The sequence below is a fragment of the Mycobacterium sp. NGS59 genome, from assembly GCF_059812345.1.
The window spans coordinates 154,033-172,079 of sequence record NZ_JCALCN010000004.1 but is presented as its reverse complement, the minus strand read 5'-3'; the positions used below and the strand labels follow the sequence as shown (position 1 = coordinate 172,079).

At 66.8% G+C, this 18,047-nt stretch carries 17 protein-coding genes; 12 read left to right on the top strand and 5 right to left on the bottom strand.

Features of this window, described 5'->3' with window-relative positions; translation table 11 throughout:
• Positions 1 to 122: 122 nt before the first annotated feature.
• Positions 123 to 872, bottom strand: coding sequence for a winged helix-turn-helix domain-containing protein (locus AC5Y46_RS07385; protein WP_499990564.1), 750 nt, complete (start codon positions 870 to 872; stop codon positions 123 to 125).
• A 188-nt stretch (positions 873 to 1,060) separates the two neighbouring features.
• Entirely contained in the window at positions 1,061 to 1,297 is a 237-nt protein-coding gene (gene mbp1, locus AC5Y46_RS07380) for a microaggregate-binding protein 1 (protein ID WP_499942148.1), read from the bottom strand.
• A gap of 267 nt (positions 1,298 to 1,564) precedes the next feature.
• Here mbp1 and pyrH point away from each other — a divergent pair, with 267 nt between their 5' ends.
• The 6 genes from pyrH (at position 1,565) to AC5Y46_RS07350 (ending at position 6,563) form a co-directional block, all read left to right on the top strand.
• Positions 1,565 to 2,326: a UMP kinase gene (pyrH, locus tag AC5Y46_RS07375; RefSeq protein ID WP_499942150.1), complete on the top strand. Its 762-nt coding sequence runs from the start codon at positions 1,565 to 1,567 to the stop codon at positions 2,324 to 2,326.
• Positions 2,327 to 2,347: 21 nt separating this feature from the next.
• Positions 2,348 to 2,905, top strand: coding sequence for a ribosome recycling factor (frr, locus tag AC5Y46_RS07370; protein WP_499942153.1), 558 nt, complete (start codon positions 2,348 to 2,350; stop codon positions 2,903 to 2,905).
• Between the two features lie 30 nt (positions 2,906 to 2,935).
• Complete coding sequence (locus AC5Y46_RS07365; protein WP_499990563.1) at positions 2,936 to 3,862, top strand: phosphatidate cytidylyltransferase; 927 nt, start codon at positions 2,936 to 2,938, stop codon at positions 3,860 to 3,862.
• A gap of 13 nt (positions 3,863 to 3,875) precedes the next feature.
• On the top strand, positions 3,876 to 4,970 hold the full coding sequence (gene rlmN / locus AC5Y46_RS07360) for a dual-specificity RNA methyltransferase RlmN (protein WP_499990562.1): 1,095 nt from the start codon (positions 3,876 to 3,878) through the stop codon (positions 4,968 to 4,970).
• 211 nt (positions 4,971 to 5,181) lie between these two features.
• Positions 5,182 to 5,685: a disulfide bond-forming protein DsbE gene (dsbE, locus tag AC5Y46_RS07355; protein WP_499990560.1), complete on the top strand. Its 504-nt coding sequence runs from the start codon at positions 5,182 to 5,184 to the stop codon at positions 5,683 to 5,685.
• A gap of 5 nt (positions 5,686 to 5,690) precedes the next feature.
• Positions 5,691 to 6,563 (top strand): cytochrome c biogenesis CcdA family protein, encoded by an 873-nt coding sequence (locus AC5Y46_RS07350; RefSeq protein ID WP_499990559.1) that lies wholly within the window; start codon positions 5,691 to 5,693, stop codon positions 6,561 to 6,563.
• Here the strand turns inward: AC5Y46_RS07350 and AC5Y46_RS07345 are convergent.
• From AC5Y46_RS07345 to AC5Y46_RS07335, 3 genes are all read right to left on the bottom strand, one after another.
• The gene (locus AC5Y46_RS07345; protein WP_499942161.1) at positions 6,560 to 6,814 is read right to left on the bottom strand and encodes a DUF2631 domain-containing protein; all 255 of its coding nucleotides are present in this window, start codon (positions 6,812 to 6,814) and stop codon (positions 6,560 to 6,562) included. The genes AC5Y46_RS07350 and AC5Y46_RS07345 overlap by 4 nt on opposite strands.
• A 78-nt stretch (positions 6,815 to 6,892) precedes the next feature.
• Positions 6,893 to 7,471, bottom strand: a complete 579-nt coding sequence (locus AC5Y46_RS07340; protein ID WP_499990558.1) for a fasciclin domain-containing protein — start codon at positions 7,469 to 7,471, stop codon at positions 6,893 to 6,895.
• Positions 7,472 to 7,563: 92 nt separating this feature from the next.
• Positions 7,564 to 9,306 carry a cytochrome c biogenesis protein DipZ gene (locus AC5Y46_RS07335; RefSeq protein WP_499990557.1) on the bottom strand — a complete coding sequence of 581 codons (1,743 nt, stop codon included), beginning with the start codon at positions 9,304 to 9,306 and terminating at the stop codon, positions 7,564 to 7,566.
• Between the two features lie 137 nt (positions 9,307 to 9,443).
• Here AC5Y46_RS07335 and dxr point away from each other — a divergent pair, with 137 nt between their 5' ends.
• The 6 genes from dxr to AC5Y46_RS07305 all read left to right on the top strand — a co-directional run bounded on the left by dxr (position 9,444) and on the right by AC5Y46_RS07305 (position 18,023).
• Entirely contained in the window at positions 9,444 to 10,631 is a 1,188-nt protein-coding gene (gene dxr / locus AC5Y46_RS07330; RefSeq protein WP_499990554.1) for a 1-deoxy-D-xylulose-5-phosphate reductoisomerase, read from the top strand.
• 19 nt (positions 10,632 to 10,650) lie between these two features.
• On the top strand, positions 10,651 to 11,865 hold the full coding sequence (locus AC5Y46_RS07325) for a M50 family metallopeptidase (RefSeq protein WP_499990552.1): 1,215 nt from the start codon (positions 10,651 to 10,653) through the stop codon (positions 11,863 to 11,865).
• A 23-nt stretch (positions 11,866 to 11,888) separates the two neighbouring features.
• On the top strand, positions 11,889 to 13,061 hold the full coding sequence (gene ispG, locus AC5Y46_RS07320) for a flavodoxin-dependent (E)-4-hydroxy-3-methylbut-2-enyl-diphosphate synthase (protein WP_499942170.1): 1,173 nt from the start codon (positions 11,889 to 11,891) through the stop codon (positions 13,059 to 13,061).
• Between the two features lie 49 nt (positions 13,062 to 13,110).
• Positions 13,111 to 13,965, top strand: a complete 855-nt coding sequence (locus AC5Y46_RS07315; RefSeq protein WP_499942171.1) for a GNAT family N-acetyltransferase — start codon at positions 13,111 to 13,113, stop codon at positions 13,963 to 13,965.
• Between the two features lie 149 nt (positions 13,966 to 14,114).
• Entirely contained in the window at positions 14,115 to 16,127 is a 2,013-nt protein-coding gene (locus AC5Y46_RS07310; RefSeq protein WP_499942173.1) for a PE domain-containing protein, read from the top strand.
• Between the two features lie 69 nt (positions 16,128 to 16,196).
• A complete protein-coding gene (locus tag AC5Y46_RS07305; RefSeq protein ID WP_499942174.1) occupies positions 16,197 to 18,023 on the top strand; it encodes a penicillin-binding transpeptidase domain-containing protein in 1,827 nt (608 codons plus the stop codon).
• Positions 18,024 to 18,047 lie beyond the last annotated feature (24 nt).

Here is an 18,047-nt window from a genome sequence, read left to right as displayed (position 1 = left end):
TAGTTAGCCAGGTTGATCCTCCCCGCGCCGCCGCCATGGCGCGGGGAGGATTTCCCGTTGGGGGATCTTGTGGCGGGCGAAAGCCCGCCGTTCGGGCGGAGGCCCGCCGTCGGATGGATACCTCAGCGCGCGACGGGATCCGGGGCGCCCGATGCCGATGCGGGGTTCAGCACCGGCTCGCCCACGATCCAGCGCGGCTGCGGCGGGGTCACCGCCATGTACCCGACTCCGCGGACGGTGTCGACCACCGACTCGTGCTCCGGGCCGAGCTTGGCCCGCAGGCGGCGCACGTGCACATCGACAGTGCGGACCCGCCCGTTGCTCTCATACCCCCACACTTCGTGCATCAGTCGGGTCCGGCTGAACGCCCGCCCGGCGTGCTGTACGAGGAAATTCAGCAATTTGAACTCGGTCAGTGTCAGACCCAGGTCCGCGCCCCGCAACGAAACGGTGTAGCTGGACGGGTGCAACACGAGGTCACCGAATTGCAGCGTGCCGCCCACGGCGTTGCGCCGACGCGTGATGGCCAATCGCAATCGCGCCTGCAGTTCGTCGGGCCCGGCCGCGGCGAGCAGCACATCGTCGAAGTTCCAGTCGACGTCCAGTGCGACGAAGTCCGCGGGCGCGACCACGGCAACCACGGCCAGCGCGGGCAGGTTGGCTGTCAGGCGGCGACATGCGGCGCGAGCCGCCACCAAGTCGGTACGAGCATCGATGACCGCGACGTCGGCGCCGTCCAGCGCCCCATTGTCCAAGCCGGTCAAGGGCGCGGTGCGCACTGTCAAGGCGAAAGGTGCCAGCTCCAGCGCGGATTCGAAATCGCTCTCGTCGCTGAGCAGCAGAACATCCAACTCCGCATCTCCAAACCTCATGAGGGTGGTGCCCGCGTACCCCGACCCACTGCCGCGTCCTCGTGGAGACCTCCACCCCGAGCGCAGCGCTGATTACCCCATTCGGTGAGCGATTATTCCAATTTTGTTACGCCGCCGGCGGCGAATACCCGCAGATGTTCGATGGGCCCCGTCCGTTACACAGACCGGGCCCATCCTTCCAACAAGTTCTACTGTTGCGCCTTCTGACGCTGTTCGGCGACCTCGGCGGCGCTGCGCGCGGCTTCGGCCTGCGCTTCTTTCTTGGCGGCGTCGCGCTGTGCTTCTGCCTTGTCCTGCTGCGCTTCGCCCTCATTGATCAGGTCGCCACGACCCGTCACGGTCCCGATCGCTTCTTTGGCCTTGCCCTTGACGTCCTCGACGACACCCTTGACCGCTTCAGCCGGTCCCGAGTTGCTGTCCGCCATGAGTTCCTCCTCGATCAGCCGCGATGGCATTGGTGAGTGCTAGGTGTGATGAACCGATCGAATTGGACCGGCCCGCCCCCGGACGATGCGGCCGTCGTGCTCAGACCGTGATGTCACCGTCGCGAAGAGCGGATTCCCAAACCGAAGGACGGCCAAACCTGGATTGGACTCGAGGACCCGGCCCTCAGCGGAACGCGGCGATGAGGCAGGATAAGAGTGGTCGTCCCGAAAGGTTTGCTGGGATGGCAGTTTCAGGCGAGGAGACCGATGACAGAGCCCAGGGAGACCAACGGGATGCCGGCCGCCGCGGTCGCCGGCTCGCCGTCGAAGTTCTCCCGCGTGCTGCTGAAGCTGGGCGGGGAGATGTTCGGCGGAGGTCAGGTCGGGCTTGATCCCGACGTGGTTGCGCTGGTGGCCCGTCAGATCGCCGAAGTGGTGCGCGGCGGGGTGCAGGTCGCGGTGGTGATCGGCGGTGGCAACTTCTTCCGTGGCGCGCAGCTACAGCAGCGCGGCATGGAGCGGACCCGCTCGGACTACATGGGCATGCTCGGCACCGTGATGAACAGCCTGGCGCTGCAGGACTTCCTGGAGAAAGAGGGCATCGCCACACGCGTGCAGACCGCGATCACGATGGGTCAGGTGGCCGAGCCCTACCTTCCGCTGCGTGCGGTTCGGCACCTGGAAAAGGGGCGAGTGGTGATCTTCGGGGCCGGCATGGGCCTGCCGTACTTCTCCACCGACACCACCGCGGCGCAACGGGCGTTGGAGATCGGTGCCGACGTGGTGTTGATGGCCAAAGCGGTCGACGGCGTGTTTGCCGAGGATCCGCGGGAGAACCCGGACGCCGAGTTGCTCACCGCGATCAGTCACCGCGAAGTCATCGATCGCGGCTTGCGGGTGGCCGATGCCACCGCGTTCAGCCTGTGTATGGACAATGGCATGCCGATCCTGGTGTTCAACCTGCTGACCGACGGCAATATCGCCCGGGCGGTCGCTGGTGAGAAGATCGGGACGCTGGTAACCACCTGAGGAGCCCGAGGAGCGTGACGAATGATTGACGAGGCTCTCTTCGACGCCGAGGAGAAGATGGAGAAGGCCGTCTCGGTGGCCCGCGACGACCTGTCGACCATTCGCACCGGCCGTGCCAACCCGGGCATGTTCTCCCGGATCGTCATCGACTACTACGGCGCAACCACCCCGATCACCCAGTTGGCCAGCATCAACGTTCCCGAGGCCCGGCTCGTCGTCATCAAGCCCTACGAAGCCAGCCAGGTCAACGCGATCGTGACGGCCATCCGTAACTCCGACCTGGGCGTCAACCCCACCAACGACGGCACGCTGATCCGCGTGGCCATACCGCAGCTCACCGAGGAACGCCGGCGCGACCTGGTCAAGCAGGCCAAGGCCAAGGGGGAGGACGCGAGGGTTTCGGTGCGCAACATCCGCCGCAAGGCGATGGAGGAGCTGCACCGCATCCGCAAGGACGGCGAGGCCGGCGAAGACGAGGTCACCCGGGCGGAGAAGGACTTGGAGAAAGCCACCCACCAGTACGTCGCCCAGATCGACGAGCTGGTCAAGCACAAAGAGGGCGAGCTGCTGGAGGTCTAGCGGCCGCAGCAGTCAAGTCCTTCCACGTCCGTGGCAACCACCGATGCCGAAGCCGGCAACCCGACCGACGAGCCGGTCGACGTCAGAGCGCGCCGACCCAAGAAGAAGAAGTCCCGGGCCGGGCGCAACCTGCCTGCCGCGATCGCGGTGGGGGCCAGCATCGGTGCCGCCCTCATCGCCACTTTGCTGTGCGTGCCGCACTTCTGGGTGTTGTGGTGCTCACTGGCGATCCTGGTGGCCAGTCACGAGGTGGTGCGCCGACTCCGGGAAGCGGGTTATCTGATCCCGGTCATCCCATTGCTGGTCGGGGGGCAGGCGACGATCTGGCTGACGTGGCCGTATCGCGCCACCGGTGCCCTCGCCGGCTTCGGCGGGATGGTGGTGATCTGCATGATCTGGCGGTTGTTCATGCAGGACGAGCGTGCCCACGTCGACGAAACCGACGGCCCCCCGCCGTCGAGCAATTACCTGCGTGACGTCTCCGCAACCGTGTTCCTGTGCACGTGGGTGCCGCTGTTCGGGTCCTTCGCCGCGATGCTCGTCTACGACCCGCAGTACGGGCCAGGCTGGGTGTTCTGCATGATGATCGCCGTAATCAGTTCCGACACCGGGGGATACGCGGTAGGCGCGATGTTCGGCAAGCATCCGATGGTGCCGATGATCAGCCCGAAGAAGTCCTGGGAGGGCTTCACCGGTTCGCTGGTGTGCGGGATCACGGCGACGATCCTGACCGCGACCTTCCTGGCCGGTGAACGGTGGTGGGTCGGGGCACTCCTGGGGGTGCTCTTCGTCTTGACGACCACGCTGGGCGACCTGATCGAGTCGCAGGTCAAGCGCGATCTGGGCATCAAGGACATGGGTCGACTGCTGCCCGGCCACGGCGGCATCATGGACAGGCTGGACGGCATCCTGCCGTCGGCGGTGGCCGCGTGGACCGTTCTGGCGCTGCTGCCCTGATACTGGACTGGTAATGGTCCAGGAATTGGTTTTTGATGCGCCCCGCCGCGGTAAGCCGCCGCGGCACTTGGCCGACCTCGACGCGGCCGGGCGCGCCGACGCCGTTACCGCGCTGGGACTGCCGGCTTTTCGGGCCAAACAGCTGGCGAACCAGTACTACGGGCGTCTGATCGCCGATCCCCGTCAGATGACGGATCTACCCGCGGCGGTGCGCGACCGGGTGGCCGCCAGCATGTTCCCGGATCTGATCACCGCGGCGCGCGAAGTCACCTGCGACGCGGGTCAAACGCGAAAGACATTGTGGCGCTGCGTCGATGGCGCCACCGTCGAGTCAGTCCTGATGCGCTACCCACAGCGCAACACCGTATGCATCTCCTCGCAAGCCGGCTGCGGCATGGCCTGCCCGTTCTGCGCCACCGGCCAGGGCGGACTGACCCGCAATCTGTCCACCGCCGAGATCCTCGAGCAGGTGCGCGCCGCCGCGGTCGCATCGCGCGACGAATTCGGTGAGCGCCTGTCCAACGTGGTCTTCATGGGCATGGGCGAACCGCTGGCCAACTACGCCCGGGTGGTCGCCGCGGTCCGCCGGATCGTCGAGGCGCCGCCGTCGGGATTCGGTATCTCGGCCCGCTCGGTGACTGTGTCGACGGTGGGTCTGGCTCCGGCTATCCGCAAACTGGCCGACGAGCGGCTCGGTGTGACGCTGGCGCTGTCCCTGCACACCCCCGACGACGAGTTGCGCGACACCCTGGTGCCCGTCAACAACAGGTGGAAGGTCAGCGAGGTGCTGGACGCCGCCCGCTATTACGCGGACGTGACCGGTCGGCGGGTGTCGGTCGAGTACGCCCTGATCCGCGACGTCAACGACCAGCCGTGGCGAGCCGACCTGCTGGGCAAACTGCTGCACCGGAAGCTGGGCCCGCTGGCGCACGTCAACCTGATCCCGCTGAACCCCACGCCGGGCAGTGACTGGGATGCCAGCCCCAAGCCGGCCGAACGTGAGTTCGTCAGACGCGTTCGCGCGCAGGGTGTTTCGTGCACAGTGCGCGATACCCGCGGCCGCGAGATCAGTGCGGCGTGTGGACAGCTGGCCGCCGAGGGCGGGTAGCTGGAGCACGGGCCGTTCAGCCTGAGCCTGTGGACAGCTGGCCGCCGAGGGCGGGTAGCTGGAGCACGGGCCGTTCAGCCTGAGCCTGTGGACAGCTGGCCAGTGAAGGCTTGGCGGGCGGGTAGCCTGCGCATCCTCGGTGAGGCGGGGTGTTGAACCCGCGCAGACAGGGGTACGTGATCAAGGCACACGCCCGGAAATGAGGTCTGCCATGAAAGTTCTGTCGCCATTGAGGATCCTTGTCGCCGGGGCGATCGCCGTCCTGCTGCTGCTCGGCCTGAGCGCCACCCCGAACGCGTCCGCCGCCGATGACCGCCTGAACTTCACCGGCACCACTCTCAGCGGCGCCCCGTTCGACGGCGCCACATTGCAGGGCAAGCCGGCGGTTCTGTGGTTCTGGACGCCGTTCTGCCCGTACTGCAACGCCGAAGCGCCCGCCCTGAGCCAGCTGGCGGCCGCCAACCCCAACGTCACCTTCGTCGGCGTCGCCGCACACTCCGACGTCGGGCAGATGCAGGGCTTCGTCGCCAAATACGGACTGAACTTCACCAACCTCAACGACGCCGACGGCGCGATCTGGGCCCGCTACAACGTGCCCTGGCAGCCGGCCTGGGTGTTCTATCGCCCGGACGGCTCGTCCACGTTCGTCAACAACACCACTTCGGCCATGTCACAGCAGGAACTGTCCGGTCGGGTTACGGCGCTGACGTCCTGACCGGGGTGAACCAGCCCCTCGTCGGGCTCGCGTTCGCCGCCGGCCTGGTGGCCGCGTTGAACCCGTGCGGGTTCGCGCTGCTGCCCGCCTATCTGCTGCTGGTGGTGCGCGGGATGCAAACCCGAAGCCCGATCGCCGCGGTCGCCCGGGCGGCCGTCGCCACCGGGTGTATGGCGGTCGGCTTCGTAGCGGTATTCGGCGCGTTCGGCGTGCTGACCATCTCGGCGGCCTCGACAGTGCAGCGCTACCTGCCCTACGTCACGGTGCTGATCGGAGTACTGCTGATCGGCAGCGGCGGTTGGCTGCTGTCCGGCCGGGAACTGCCCGCGCTGAGGCCCGTCGGCCCGCGCCGGGCTCCGACCGCGCGACTGAGTTCGATGATCGGCTACGGCGCGAGTTATGCGATGGCCTCACTGTCCTGCACCGTCGGCCCGTTCCTGGCCGTCACCGGCGCCGGACTGCGGGGCGGATCGGTGCTCGACGGCGTCGCCATCTACGCCGCGTACATCGCGGGGCTGACGCTGGTCGTCGGTGTCCTCGCGATGGCGGTGGCAACCGCGAGCGCAGCGCTGATCGACCGGATGCGGGGGATGCTGCCGATCGTCAACCGGTTCGGGGGTGCGCTGCTGATCCTGGTCGGCTTGTACGTCGGCTACTACGGCCTCTATGAGGTGCGACTGTTCAGTCTGGACGCCAGCCCGGACGATGCGGTGATCGCTGCGGCAAGCCGGTTACAGGGCTCGTTGGCGGGTTGGGTGCATCAGCATGGCGGATGGCCATGGCTGGTGGCGTTGGCGGTTCTGCTGGTCGCAGCATCGGCGGGCAACGGCTATCGCCGGAGGCGCCGCGACAAGCGTTCCGCGGTCGCCGATCGCTAGCGCAGCCAGCCGCGGCGACGCCCCCAGATGTCGCGCACCAGGATGAAGAGCACCAGCGCGGCGAACCCGATGCAGAAGATGTCTTCGACGTGACCGACGTGGTTGCCGCGCAGGAACGCCAACAACATGACCAGGATGAACCCGCCCACGACATACCAGGTGCGGTAGTTGATCTTGCTCCAGCCCCACTGCGCGGACGGCACCTCAGCTTCATCGACGCCGCTGTACGGCTCCACCTCAGTACTGGCCACGGTGATCCCTCCGGTTGGACTGGACTGTCGACCCACATTCTGGCACAGGCCGGTTGGCCGTGGGCAGGTCCGCTCCTGCTATGCCGGCGGCATCAACACCGTGTCGATCATGTACACCTGCGCATTCGCCGTGGACACCCCGCCGCAGACCAGACCGGCGTTGTTGACCCGGATGTTGTTGCCCTGGCCGGTCACCGTCACGCTCGCACCCTGCAGTGTGGTGTGCGTGCCCACGACCCTGGCCGGAGTCGCCTGGCCGTTGACGACGTGGTAGGTCAGGATGCTGGTCAGCATCGCCGAGTCCGTCTTGAGTTGGTCGATGGTGGCCGGCGGCAGTTTCCCGAAGGCGGCATCCGTGGGAGCGAACACCGTGTACTGGCCGCTGTTGAGGGTGTCCACGAGGTTCACCTGGGGATTGAGCCCACCCGACAACGCCGACGTCAACGTGGTGAGCATGGGGTTGTTCGCTGCGGCCTGCGCCACCGGCACCTGCGACATGCCCTGTACCGACGCCGGTCCGGAGGGATTGGCCGCCGCGTAGTCCGCACATCCCGGACCCACCAGGTCGGCCGCTGCCGCGTATGGCGCCATCGCCAGTCCGCATGCCACCAGAGCTACCGCGAGACCGGTTGCCGCCACCGTGTTTTCCGTCTTCATTTCGTTCGCTCCTATTGAGTACCGAGGCGGTGTGCCGCCTCGTTGGGTCCCCGACGTAGATGATTCGGAGTCGATTGGGTCCCGGACGGGGTTCAGCCGTAAGTGAACGAGAAAATCTGCACACCCTTGCTGGGCCGCACCTCGACCGTTCCGGCTGCCTGCGCCTCACCGGCGAGGATCTTGCGGTTGGTCGGCGGTCCGCCGATCGGCACCGTGGTGGTCTTGCCGTCGCGGATCACCTGCAGGGTGCCGGTGCCGCCGACGACGGCGTAGACGTCCTTGGCGTGGTAGTTGAGCTTGATCGACGAGTCGTCGCCGTCGGCCGTCGCCCCCTGGTAGTCCAGTGACCAGCGGCCCTTCAGCGCAAAGCTGTCCGCGGCCAGGGTGGGCGGGTAGTCGAAAATCGCCGATCCTTCGTCGTAGACCCCGCCGCCGCCGAAGTTGACGACCTTGCCGACGCCGAAGTAGGTCTCGGCGGTCAGGATCGTTTTCGGTGTGAGGTCGGGTGCGTCGACGGGCCGGGGAAGTGGCCGGCCGGGTGTGGCGTCGGTGAGCAACTGCCTGATCAACGATTCGGTCTCCCTGTAACCGCCTTCGCCGAACTTCATGTGCCGCACCGTGCCCCGGGCATCGATCAGATACTCGGCCGGCCAATACCGATTGCGGTAGTTCGTCCACGTAGAGAAGTTGTCGTCCAACGCAATCGGATACGTGATGCCCAGGTCGGCTGCTCCCTTGGCGACGTTCTCGGGGACCTTCTCGAAGGCGTACTCGGGTGTGTGTACGCCGACGACCACCAGACCGCTGTCCCGGTAGGCCTGATACCAGCCGACGACGTGTGGGATAGCGCGTTGACAGTTGATGCACGAGTACGCCCAGAAGTCGACCAGTACCACCTTGCCGCGCAACGAAGCCAGCGTGACCGCCTCGCCCCCGGGGGTGTTGAGCCATCGGCTGATGCCTCGCAGATCGGGTGCGGTTCCGCAGTTCAGAAGTTCAGCGGCACCGTTGCTGCAGTTGGACAGCTGCGCGTTCTGGTCGGTGACGATGCCGCCGAGCTCGAGTTGGCGGCGGATTTGTTCTGTGCCACCGACTTTGTCCTGCAGCGAGGAGGTGTAGTCGGGAATCGCGCGTTGCAGTACGGCGGGCAGATCGAACACCAGCGCGACCGCGAGCAGAACGGTCATGATTCCTGCGCCGATCCGGATTTCGCGTTGCCGGCGTCGAAACGCGCTCACCCGCACGGCAATTCGTCGACCGGCGAGGGCGAAGAACAGCAACGGCAATGCGGCACCGCCGGCGAAGGCGGCGGTGAGCACGACGGTTCCCACACCGATCTGGGCGGTCGCACCGGCCACCACGATGGCCGCCAGCACCGGTCCCGCACACGGTACATAGAGCACACCCAACGCCAGGCCGAGTCCGAAACCCTTTCCGCGCGTGCTGATCTGCTTCTGCGGAATGCGTGAGAACGGCTTCTCCAGCAACTGCTCGAAGCGCGGGAAGATCAACCCGGCTCCGATCGCCAGCAGGGCCACCAACGCAACCCAACGGATGGCGTCCTGCGGCAGTCGCAGCGCGGAGAGCAGCGCCGAGCCGAGCAGGGTGACCACACTGAAGCTGAGCACCAAACCGGCAATCACGCGGTAGGGACGGGACCTGTCGGAGTGGGTTTGCGGCGGTAGAACTGCCACGGAGCCTTCGGTTTTCGTCGTCACACCGGCTGAGTTTGTTTGCGCCCCGGAGAAGAAGATCACCGGTAGGACCGGCAGGATGCACGGCGAGATCCCGGTGATGAGGCCACCGAGAAAGCCGACCAACGCGAGAGTCAACATGTCAGCTATTCGTCGCGGATCGCGCCGCGGATTGGTTACACAGTCATTCGGAGTCAGCATCGGCACGGACGGGTCGAACACGCGCGAGTTGACCGCGTACCGCCCGACATGACGCACCCACGCGGCACAATGGTCGGGTGACAATCTCCGATCGCCGCCTGCGAGTGCTGGTGCTGGGCAGCACCGGCTCGATCGGTACCCAGGCATTGGAGGTCATCGCCGCCAACCCGGACCGCTTCGAGGTCGTCGGGTTGGCCGCCGGAGGTCACAACCTGGACACCTTGCTACGACAGCGCGCCGAGACCGGCGTGACCAACATCGCGGTCGCCGACGCGGCCGCCGCCGAACGGGCCGGCGATATTCCCTACCGGGGACCCGATGCCGCCACTCGCCTGGTGCAGGAGACCGAGGCCGACGTCGTGCTGAATGCGCTGGTCGGTGCGCTGGGACTGCGGCCGACGCTGGCCGCGCTGGAGTCTGGGGTCCGGCTGGCCCTGGCCAACAAGGAATCGCTGATCGCCGGGGGGCCTCTGGTGTTGGCGGCGGCGGGTCCGGGGCAGATCGTACCGGTGGATTCCGAGCACTCGGCGCTGGCGCAATGCCTGCGCGGCGGCACCCCCGACGAGGTCGCCGAACTGGTGCTGACGGCCTCCGGCGGGCCGTTCCGCGGCTGGTCGGCGGATGACCTGCAGGGGGTGACCCCAGAGCAGGCGGGCGCGCATCCGACCTGGTCGATGGGGCCGATGAACACCCTGAACTCGGCCTCACTGGTCAACAAGGGCCTCGAACTCATCGAAACGCACCTGCTGTTCGGCATCCCCTATGACCGCATCGAGGTCGTCGTACACCCACAGTCGATCGTGCACTCGATGGTCACCTTCGTCGACGGTTCGACGATCGCCCAGGCCAGTCCACCGGACATGAAGCTGCCGATCGCGCTGGCGCTGGGCTGGCCGCACCGAGTCCCCGGGGCCGCCGCCCGCTGTGACTTCACCAAGGCTTCTACCTGGGAATTCGAGCCGCTGGACAGCGAGGTGTTCCCGGCGGTGGAGTTGGCCCGGCAGGCCGGGGAAACCGGCGGCTGCATGACCGCGGTCTACAACGCCGCCAACGAGGAATCCGCAGAGGCGTTCCTGCAACGGCGCATCCCGTTCCCCGCGATCGTCGCCACCATCGCCGACGTGCTGCACGCTGCTGACCAGTGGGCCGTTTCACCCGCTACCGTGGATGAAGTACTCGAGGCGCAGCGTTGGGCTCGTGAGCGGGCGCAACATGCGATCGCGACAGCTAACCCCGTGTCGGTCCGAGTCTCCGGCTTGGCATGAGAAAGGTCGTAACAGGCTGATGATGTTCGTTATCGGCATTGTGCTGTTTGCGCTGTGCCTCCTCATCTCGGTCGCCCTGCACGAATGCGGCCACATGTGGGCAGCGCGCGGCACCGGCATGAAGGTGCGCCGCTACTTCGTCGGCTTCGGGCCGACGCTGTGGTCGACCCGACGTGGTGAGACCCAGTACGGGATCAAGGCCCTGCCGCTGGGCGGTTTTTGCGACATCGCCGGGATGACTCCCGCCGAGGAACTCGCGCCCGACGAAGAAGACCGCGCGATGTACAAGCAGGCGACCTGGAAACGCGTGACAGTGCTGTTCGCCGGGCCGGGAATGAACTTCGTGCTGTTCCTGGTGCTGATGTACGCCATCGCGGTGATCTGGGGGCTGCCCAACCTGCATCAGTCGACGAAGGCAGTCGTCGGCGAAACCAGCTGCGTCGCACAGGAAACCGTCAAGGGCAAGCTCGACAAATGCGACGGACCGGGCCCCGCGGCGCTGGCCGGGATCCGCGCCGGCGACGTCGTGGTCAAGGTGGGCGACACCCCGGTGTCGACCTTCGAGGAAATGGCGACGGCGGTGCGCAAACTGCACGGCACCGTGCCCGTCGTGGTCGAACGTGACGGGAAGACCATCGTCACCAACGTCAATGTCGAAAGCACCCAGCGTTTCGTCTCCGCCGGACGCGACGCTGACGCCAAAGCCGCGACGGTCGGTGCCATCGGCGTGGCGGCGCCGTCGCCCGAACCGCCGACCCGGTACAACGTGCTGTCGGCGGTGCCGGCCACGGTAGCTTTCTCCGGCCAACTCACCGTCGAGGTCGGCAAATCCCTGGCCGCCATTCCCTCCAAGATCGGCGCCCTGGTCCAAGCCATCGGCGGCGGTGAGCGCGACCCGCAGACCCCGATGAGCGTCGTGGGCGCCAGCATCATCGGCGGCGACACCGTCGACCACGGGCTGTGGGTGGCCTTCTGGTTCTTCCTGGCCCAGCTGAACCTCATCCTGGGCGCCATCAACCTGCTGCCGTTACTGCCGTTCGACGGAGGCCATATCGCCGTCGCGTGCTACGAAAAGATCCGCAACATGATCCGGTCGGCGCGCGGCAAGGTGGCTGGCGCCCCGGTGAATTACCTCAAGCTCATGCCGGCGACCTACGTGGTGCTGGCTCTCGTAGCCGGATTCTTCCTGTTGACCGTCACCGCCGACCTGGTCAATCCCATCCGGCTCTTCTAGAAACAGAGAGAAGGCGAAGCCAAGTGACCATAGGCCTGGGTATGCCGCAGCCCCCGGCCCCCACGCTGGCGCCGCGGCGCAAGACGCGACAGCTGATGGTCCGCGACGTCGGGGTCGGCAGCGATCACCCGATCGCGGTGCAGTCCATGTGCACCACCAAGACCCACGACGTCAACACCACCCTGCAGCAGATCGCCGAGCTGACCGCCGCCGGGTGCGACATCGTGCGGGTGGCCTGTCCACGTCAGGAGGACGCCGACGCGCTGGCCGAGATCGCCAAGCACAGCCAGATCCCGGTGATCGCCGACATCCACTTCCAGCCGAAATACATCTTCGCCGCGATCGACGCCGGCTGCGCGGCGGTTCGGGTCAACCCGGGCAACATCAAGGAATTCGACGGCCGGGTCGGTGAGGTGGCCAAAGCCGCCGGGGCCGCGGGCATCCCGATCCGCATCGGTGTCAACGCCGGCTCGCTGGACAAGCGGTTCATGCAGAAGTACGGCAAAGCCACCCCCGAGGCGCTGGTCGAGTCGGCGCTGTGGGAGGCCTCGCTGTTCGAGGAGCACGGCTTCGGCAACATCAAGATCAGCGTCAAGCACAACGACCCGGTGATCATGGTCGCGGCCTACGAGCAGTTGGCCGCGCAGTGCGACTACCCGCTGCATCTCGGGGTCACCGAGGCCGGTCCGGCGTTCCAGGGCACCATCAAGTCCGCCGTCGCCTTCGGCGCGCTGCTCTCCCGGGGGATCGGCGACACCATCCGGGTGTCGTTGTCGGCGCCGCCCGTCGAGGAAGTCAAGGTCGGCACGCAGATCCTGGAGTCGCTGAACCTGCGCCCACGCGGGCTGGAGATCGTGTCCTGCCCGTCGTGCGGCCGCGCCCAGGTGGACGTCTACACCCTGGCCAACGAGGTGACCGCCGGGCTGGACGGGCTCGACGTGCCGCTCCGGGTGGCTGTGATGGGCTGCGTGGTCAACGGGCCGGGGGAGGCCCGCGAGGCAGATCTGGGCGTGGCGTCCGGCAACGGCAAAGGTCAGATCTTCGTCAAGGGCGAAGTGATCAAGACGGTGCCCGAGGCGCAGATCGTCGAGACGCTGATCGAAGAGGCCATGCGGCTCGCCTCGGAGATGGGTGACCTGACCGAGACGGATCCGGGGACGGCAGCAAGCGGTTCGCCTATTGTCACCGTAAGCTGATAGGGGCCAAACTCACCGGCCCTCGATTCGCACCACAGAGAGTTATGAGATGTCGGCTCCGCCCATCTTGCGCCTGGTTGGCGAGAGACGGGTGTCAGTGGTGCGTGACGCCGCCGCCGTCTGGCGTGTCCTGGGGGAGAACCCGGTCGAATCGTGCATGGTGGCCGCCCGCGTCGCCGACTACGGTGTCGAGCCCAATTCCATCGGCGGCGAACTGTGGACCCGCGGCGGCGTGGACGAGTCGCTGTGTTTCGCCGGCGCCAATTTGATTCCACTGCGCGGCAACCTGATTGATCTCAACGCGTTCGCCGACGAGGCCAAGAGCACGGCACGGCGGTGTTCGTCGCTGGTCGGTCGGGCCGATTTGGTGCTGCCGATGTGGCAGCGCCTCGAACCCGCCTGGGGGCCCGCGCGTGACGTGCGCGCCGACCAACCGCTGATGGCGCTCAACGCCCATCCAAACTGCACGCTGGACACCGAAGTGCGCCAGGTGCGTCCGGAGGAACTGGACGCCTATCTGGTCGCGGCGGTGGACATGTTCATCGGCGAGGTCGGGGTCGATCCGCGACTCGGCGACGGCGGCCGCGGATATCGTCGTCGCGTCGCCAGCCTGATTGCGGCCGGACGGGCGTGGGCCCGCTTCGAGCACGGCCAGGTCGTGTTCAAGGCCGAGGTGGGTTCGCAGTCACCCTCGGTCGGCCAGATCCAGGGCGTCTGGGTCCATCCCGAGCGGCGGGGCCTGGGCATGGGCACCGCGGGCACCGCGACGCTGGCCGCGGTTATCGTCGGCAGCGGGCGGATCGCCAGCCTGTACGTGAACGATTTCAACACCGTGGCGCGGGCCGCCTACGCCCGCATCGGGTTCAAGGAAGTCGGCACCTTCGCAACGGTGTTGCTGGATTAGTGCTCGCCTCGGGTGTGCGGCTGGCTGCACACTCGACGCGATCCGGCGTCATAGCGCCACCCGGCTGACTCGAAAAGGGCCGTAATTGGCCGACTTACGAGTATCGTCACAATCTCCGATCGTCAGTGTTTCCGGCTGGGAGGACAATGATGTCGTTTCTGATCGCCGCACCAAGCCTTTTGACTTCAGCCGCGGCGGATGCCGCAGGTATCGGATCCTCGCTCGTCGCAGCGAATCTGGCGGCATTGGCACCGACCAGCACGCTGATCGCAGCCGCCGGTGACGAGGTGTCGGCGGCGATCGCCTCGCTGTTTTCCGGCCACGGCGAGGCATACGAGGCTGCCAGCCGGCAGGCCGCCGCCTTCCACGAGCAATTCGTGCAGGCACTAGGCAATGCCAGCAAGGCGTATGCGACCGCCGAGGCGATCAATGCCGGTCCGCTGCAGCCACTCGTCGACCCCATTCTGGGTGCGATCAACGCGCCGACGAACCTGCTGCTGGGACGGCCGCTCATCGGCGACGGGTTCAACGGCGTGAACGGCACCGGCCAAGCCGGCGGGGACGGCGGGATCCTGTGGGGCAATGGCGGCCGGGGCGGGTCAGGAATTGCGGGCGGGACGGGCGGACGCGGGGGCAACGCCGGCTTCTTCGGCAACGGCGGTGCCGGCGGTACCGGTGGCCTGCGCGGCGGAGCGGGCGGCGCCGGCGGCACCGGCGGTTTGTTCTGGGGCAACGGCGGGGCCGGCGGTACCGGCGGTCTCGGCGGCAACCTGTACGGCGGCGCCGGAACCGTCGCCGGCGGGGCCGGGGGAGCCGGCGGCAGGCCGTTCTTGTTCGGTGCCCCGGGCGCAACCGGCAACGCCGGCGCATTCCTCAACACGGCCACCTTCGTGACTGAAGCCCAGTTCGCCGAGTGGGCGCTAGCCACACCGGACGGGAATTTCCTGCTGATCGGCACCGACGGCACGAATCTGAGCAGAATCCTGGCGGATCCCACTGGGACCCCGAACTTCCATCTGTTCATGGAGCAGAGCACCACCTCGGCGTCGACGATCGTCGGACACACCAGCGTGTCCAACCCGTCGTGGACGACCATCCAGACCGGTGTGTGGAGCGAGACGGCCGGCGTCACCAACAACGTCTTCACCCCGTGGACGTACGACAACTGGCCGACCGTCTACAACCAACTCGAGGGCGCGTACGGCGACGACATCAACACGACGGTCATCGGCAACTGGCCGGTCATCACCGACATCGCCGGCGCCGGGTCGCATCCTGCGGACAATGTCATTTTCGTCCCGCATGACGCCGCGAGCGACCCGTACTGGGTAGCGTCGCAAAACATGGTCGGCCAGGAAACCCAGGCCGCGATCATGCTCGCCGACCCCGACAAAGCGAATTTCATCTTCTCCTACTACGTAGGTGTCGACGAGATGGGGCATGCATTCGGCGGCGGCTCGCCGGAGTACGCGGCGGCCCTTCGAAACATGGACGCCAACCTCGGCCAACAAATTGCGGGTCAGCCGTTGGCGACAAGAGGCGTGCTGGGCGCGGTAGCCGACTGGGAGGCCATGTGGCAGCCCACCCACCCCGGCGAGGAATGGAACACCCTCATCGTCACCGACCACGGCCACACGGATACCAACATCGCCGGCATCGGTCACGGTTTCCAATCACCCGTTGAGACAGCAAGTTTCCTGATGTGGGATCAGGCCGGCAACAATATCCATGACGGCTGGATCAACAACTCATGGCAGATCGTCAGTACGACGCCGACGATCATGGATACCTTCAGCCTTCCGACGCCGAGCTACATGCAGGGTGCGCCGCTGACGTCCCCGGTCTTCAACGGCACCTACTTCGATCCCGACGTCAACTTGTTCAATGTGCTCAACCAGACATTCGCCGCCCAGGGTTATCCCGATGTTCCGACCAACCTGATCCTGGACTCGCGCACGCTCGCGGCCTCGATTCCCTACTTCGTCTACGACCCGATCCAAAGCCTTGTGGATGCAGTGCCGAGCTTCTTGCAGTTGCCGGTCTCGTGGGTCGGTGCCGGCGTCTACCAGACCCTGAATATCCCCGCGCAGATCTTCGTCCGGTTCACCGGTGTGACCGGCAACCAGATCATCCCGCCGATCCTCAACCCGTTCGCGCCCTAGCAAGCGTCACGGTTTCGTCTCGGTGTGTCTACGAGGCGGTGACGCCGACAGTTTCTACCATCAGCATCGATGGTCACAAAAAAAACTCCAGTCTCAGCAGTCACACTGGCAACCTCGGTGGTGTGCCTGCTGGTGGCGCTCGCCGTCCTGCCCGGCTGTACCCCGCGGCCCGAAGGTCCCGGACCCGCCGCCGAGAAGTTCCTGGCCGCGCTGTCCGTCGGTGACACCGCGACCGCGGCGCAACTGAGCGACAGCCCCAACGACGCGCGCGAAGCGCTCAACGCGGCCTGGGCCGGCCTGCAGGCCACCCACCTTGACGCGCAGGTGCTGAGCTCGAAGTACGCCGAGGACACCGGCACGGTGGTGTACCGCTTCACCTGGCACCTGCCCAAGAACCGGATCTGGAGCTATGACGGCCAGCTGAAGATGGCCCGCGATGAGGGACGTTGGCAGGTGCGCTGGACCCCGACCGGCCTGCATCCCAGGCTCGGTGAGCACCAGACGTTCGCGTTGCGGGCCGACCAGCCCCGGCGCGCCTCGGTCAACGAGTTCGGCGGCACCGACGTGCTGGCGCCGGGCTACCTGTACAACTACTCACTGGACGCCACCCAAGCCGGGACCGAATTGATCGCCACGTCCCACGCCGTCATCGAGGCGCTGCACCCGTTCAACGACCAACTCAACGACCCGCAACTGCTTGCCGAAATGGCAAGCTCCGCAACCCAACCCGTCGATCTGGTCACGTTGCTGCCCGACGACAGCAACCGCGTCTTCCCGGCGATCGGCAGACTGCCCGGCGTCGTCGTCACGCCGCGCCCCGAGCTGTTGCCCACCGATCCGAACTTCGCGCCCGCGGTGATGGGCCAGGTGAAAAAGGCGGTGGTCGACCAACTCGACGGGCAGGCGGGGTGGCGGATCGTCACCACCAACCAGAACGGGGTCGACGTCGCGGTGCTGCACGAAGTCGAGGGCACACCGGCGCCGTCGGTCTCGATCACGCTGGACCGCGCGGTGCAGAACGCCGCACAGCATGCCGTGGACACCCGTGGCGGCAAAGCCATGCTGGTGGTGATCAAACCGTCGACCGGCGAGATCCTGGCCATCGCGCAGAACGCGGGTGCGAACGCCGATGGCCTGCTCGCCACCACCGGCCTCTATCCGCCGGGGTCCACCTTCAAGATGATCACCGCCGGTGCGGCCGTGGAGCGCGACATGGCCACCCCGAACACCATGCTCGGATGTCCCGGCCACCTGGACATCGGGCACCGCACCATCCCCAACTACGGCGGCTTCGATCTTGGCGTGGTGCCCCTGTCGCGGGCGTTCGCCAGTTCCTGCAACACCACCTTCGCCGAACTGAGCAGCAAGTTGCCGCCGCGCGGCCTGACCCAGGCCGCCAACCGCTACGGCATCGGGCTGGACTATCAGGTCGAGGGCATCACCACGGTGACCGGCTCGGTGCCGCCCACGGTGGACCTGACCGAGCGCACCGAGGACGGCTTCGGGCAGGGCCGGGTGCTGGCCAGCCCGTTCGGCATGGCTTTGGTCGCGGCCACGGTCGCGGCCGGGAAGACTCCGGTCCCGCAGCTGATCGCCGGTCGGCCCACCACCGTCTCCGGCGACAACACCCCGATCAGCCCGAAGATGGTCGAAGCGTTGCGGCCGATGATGCGCCTGGTCGTGACCAACGGCACCGCCAAGGAGATCGCCGGCTGCGGGGAGATCTACGGCAAGACCGGCGAGGCCGAGTTCGCGGGCGGATCACATTCCTGGTTCGCCGGATACCGCGGTGACCTGGCGTTCGCGGCGCTCATCGTCGGGGGCGGCAGCTCGGAATACGCGGTCCGGATGACCAAAGTGATGTTCGACTCGCTGGCGCCTGGCTACCTGGCCTGACAAACGCTGCTAGCGGCCGCTCGC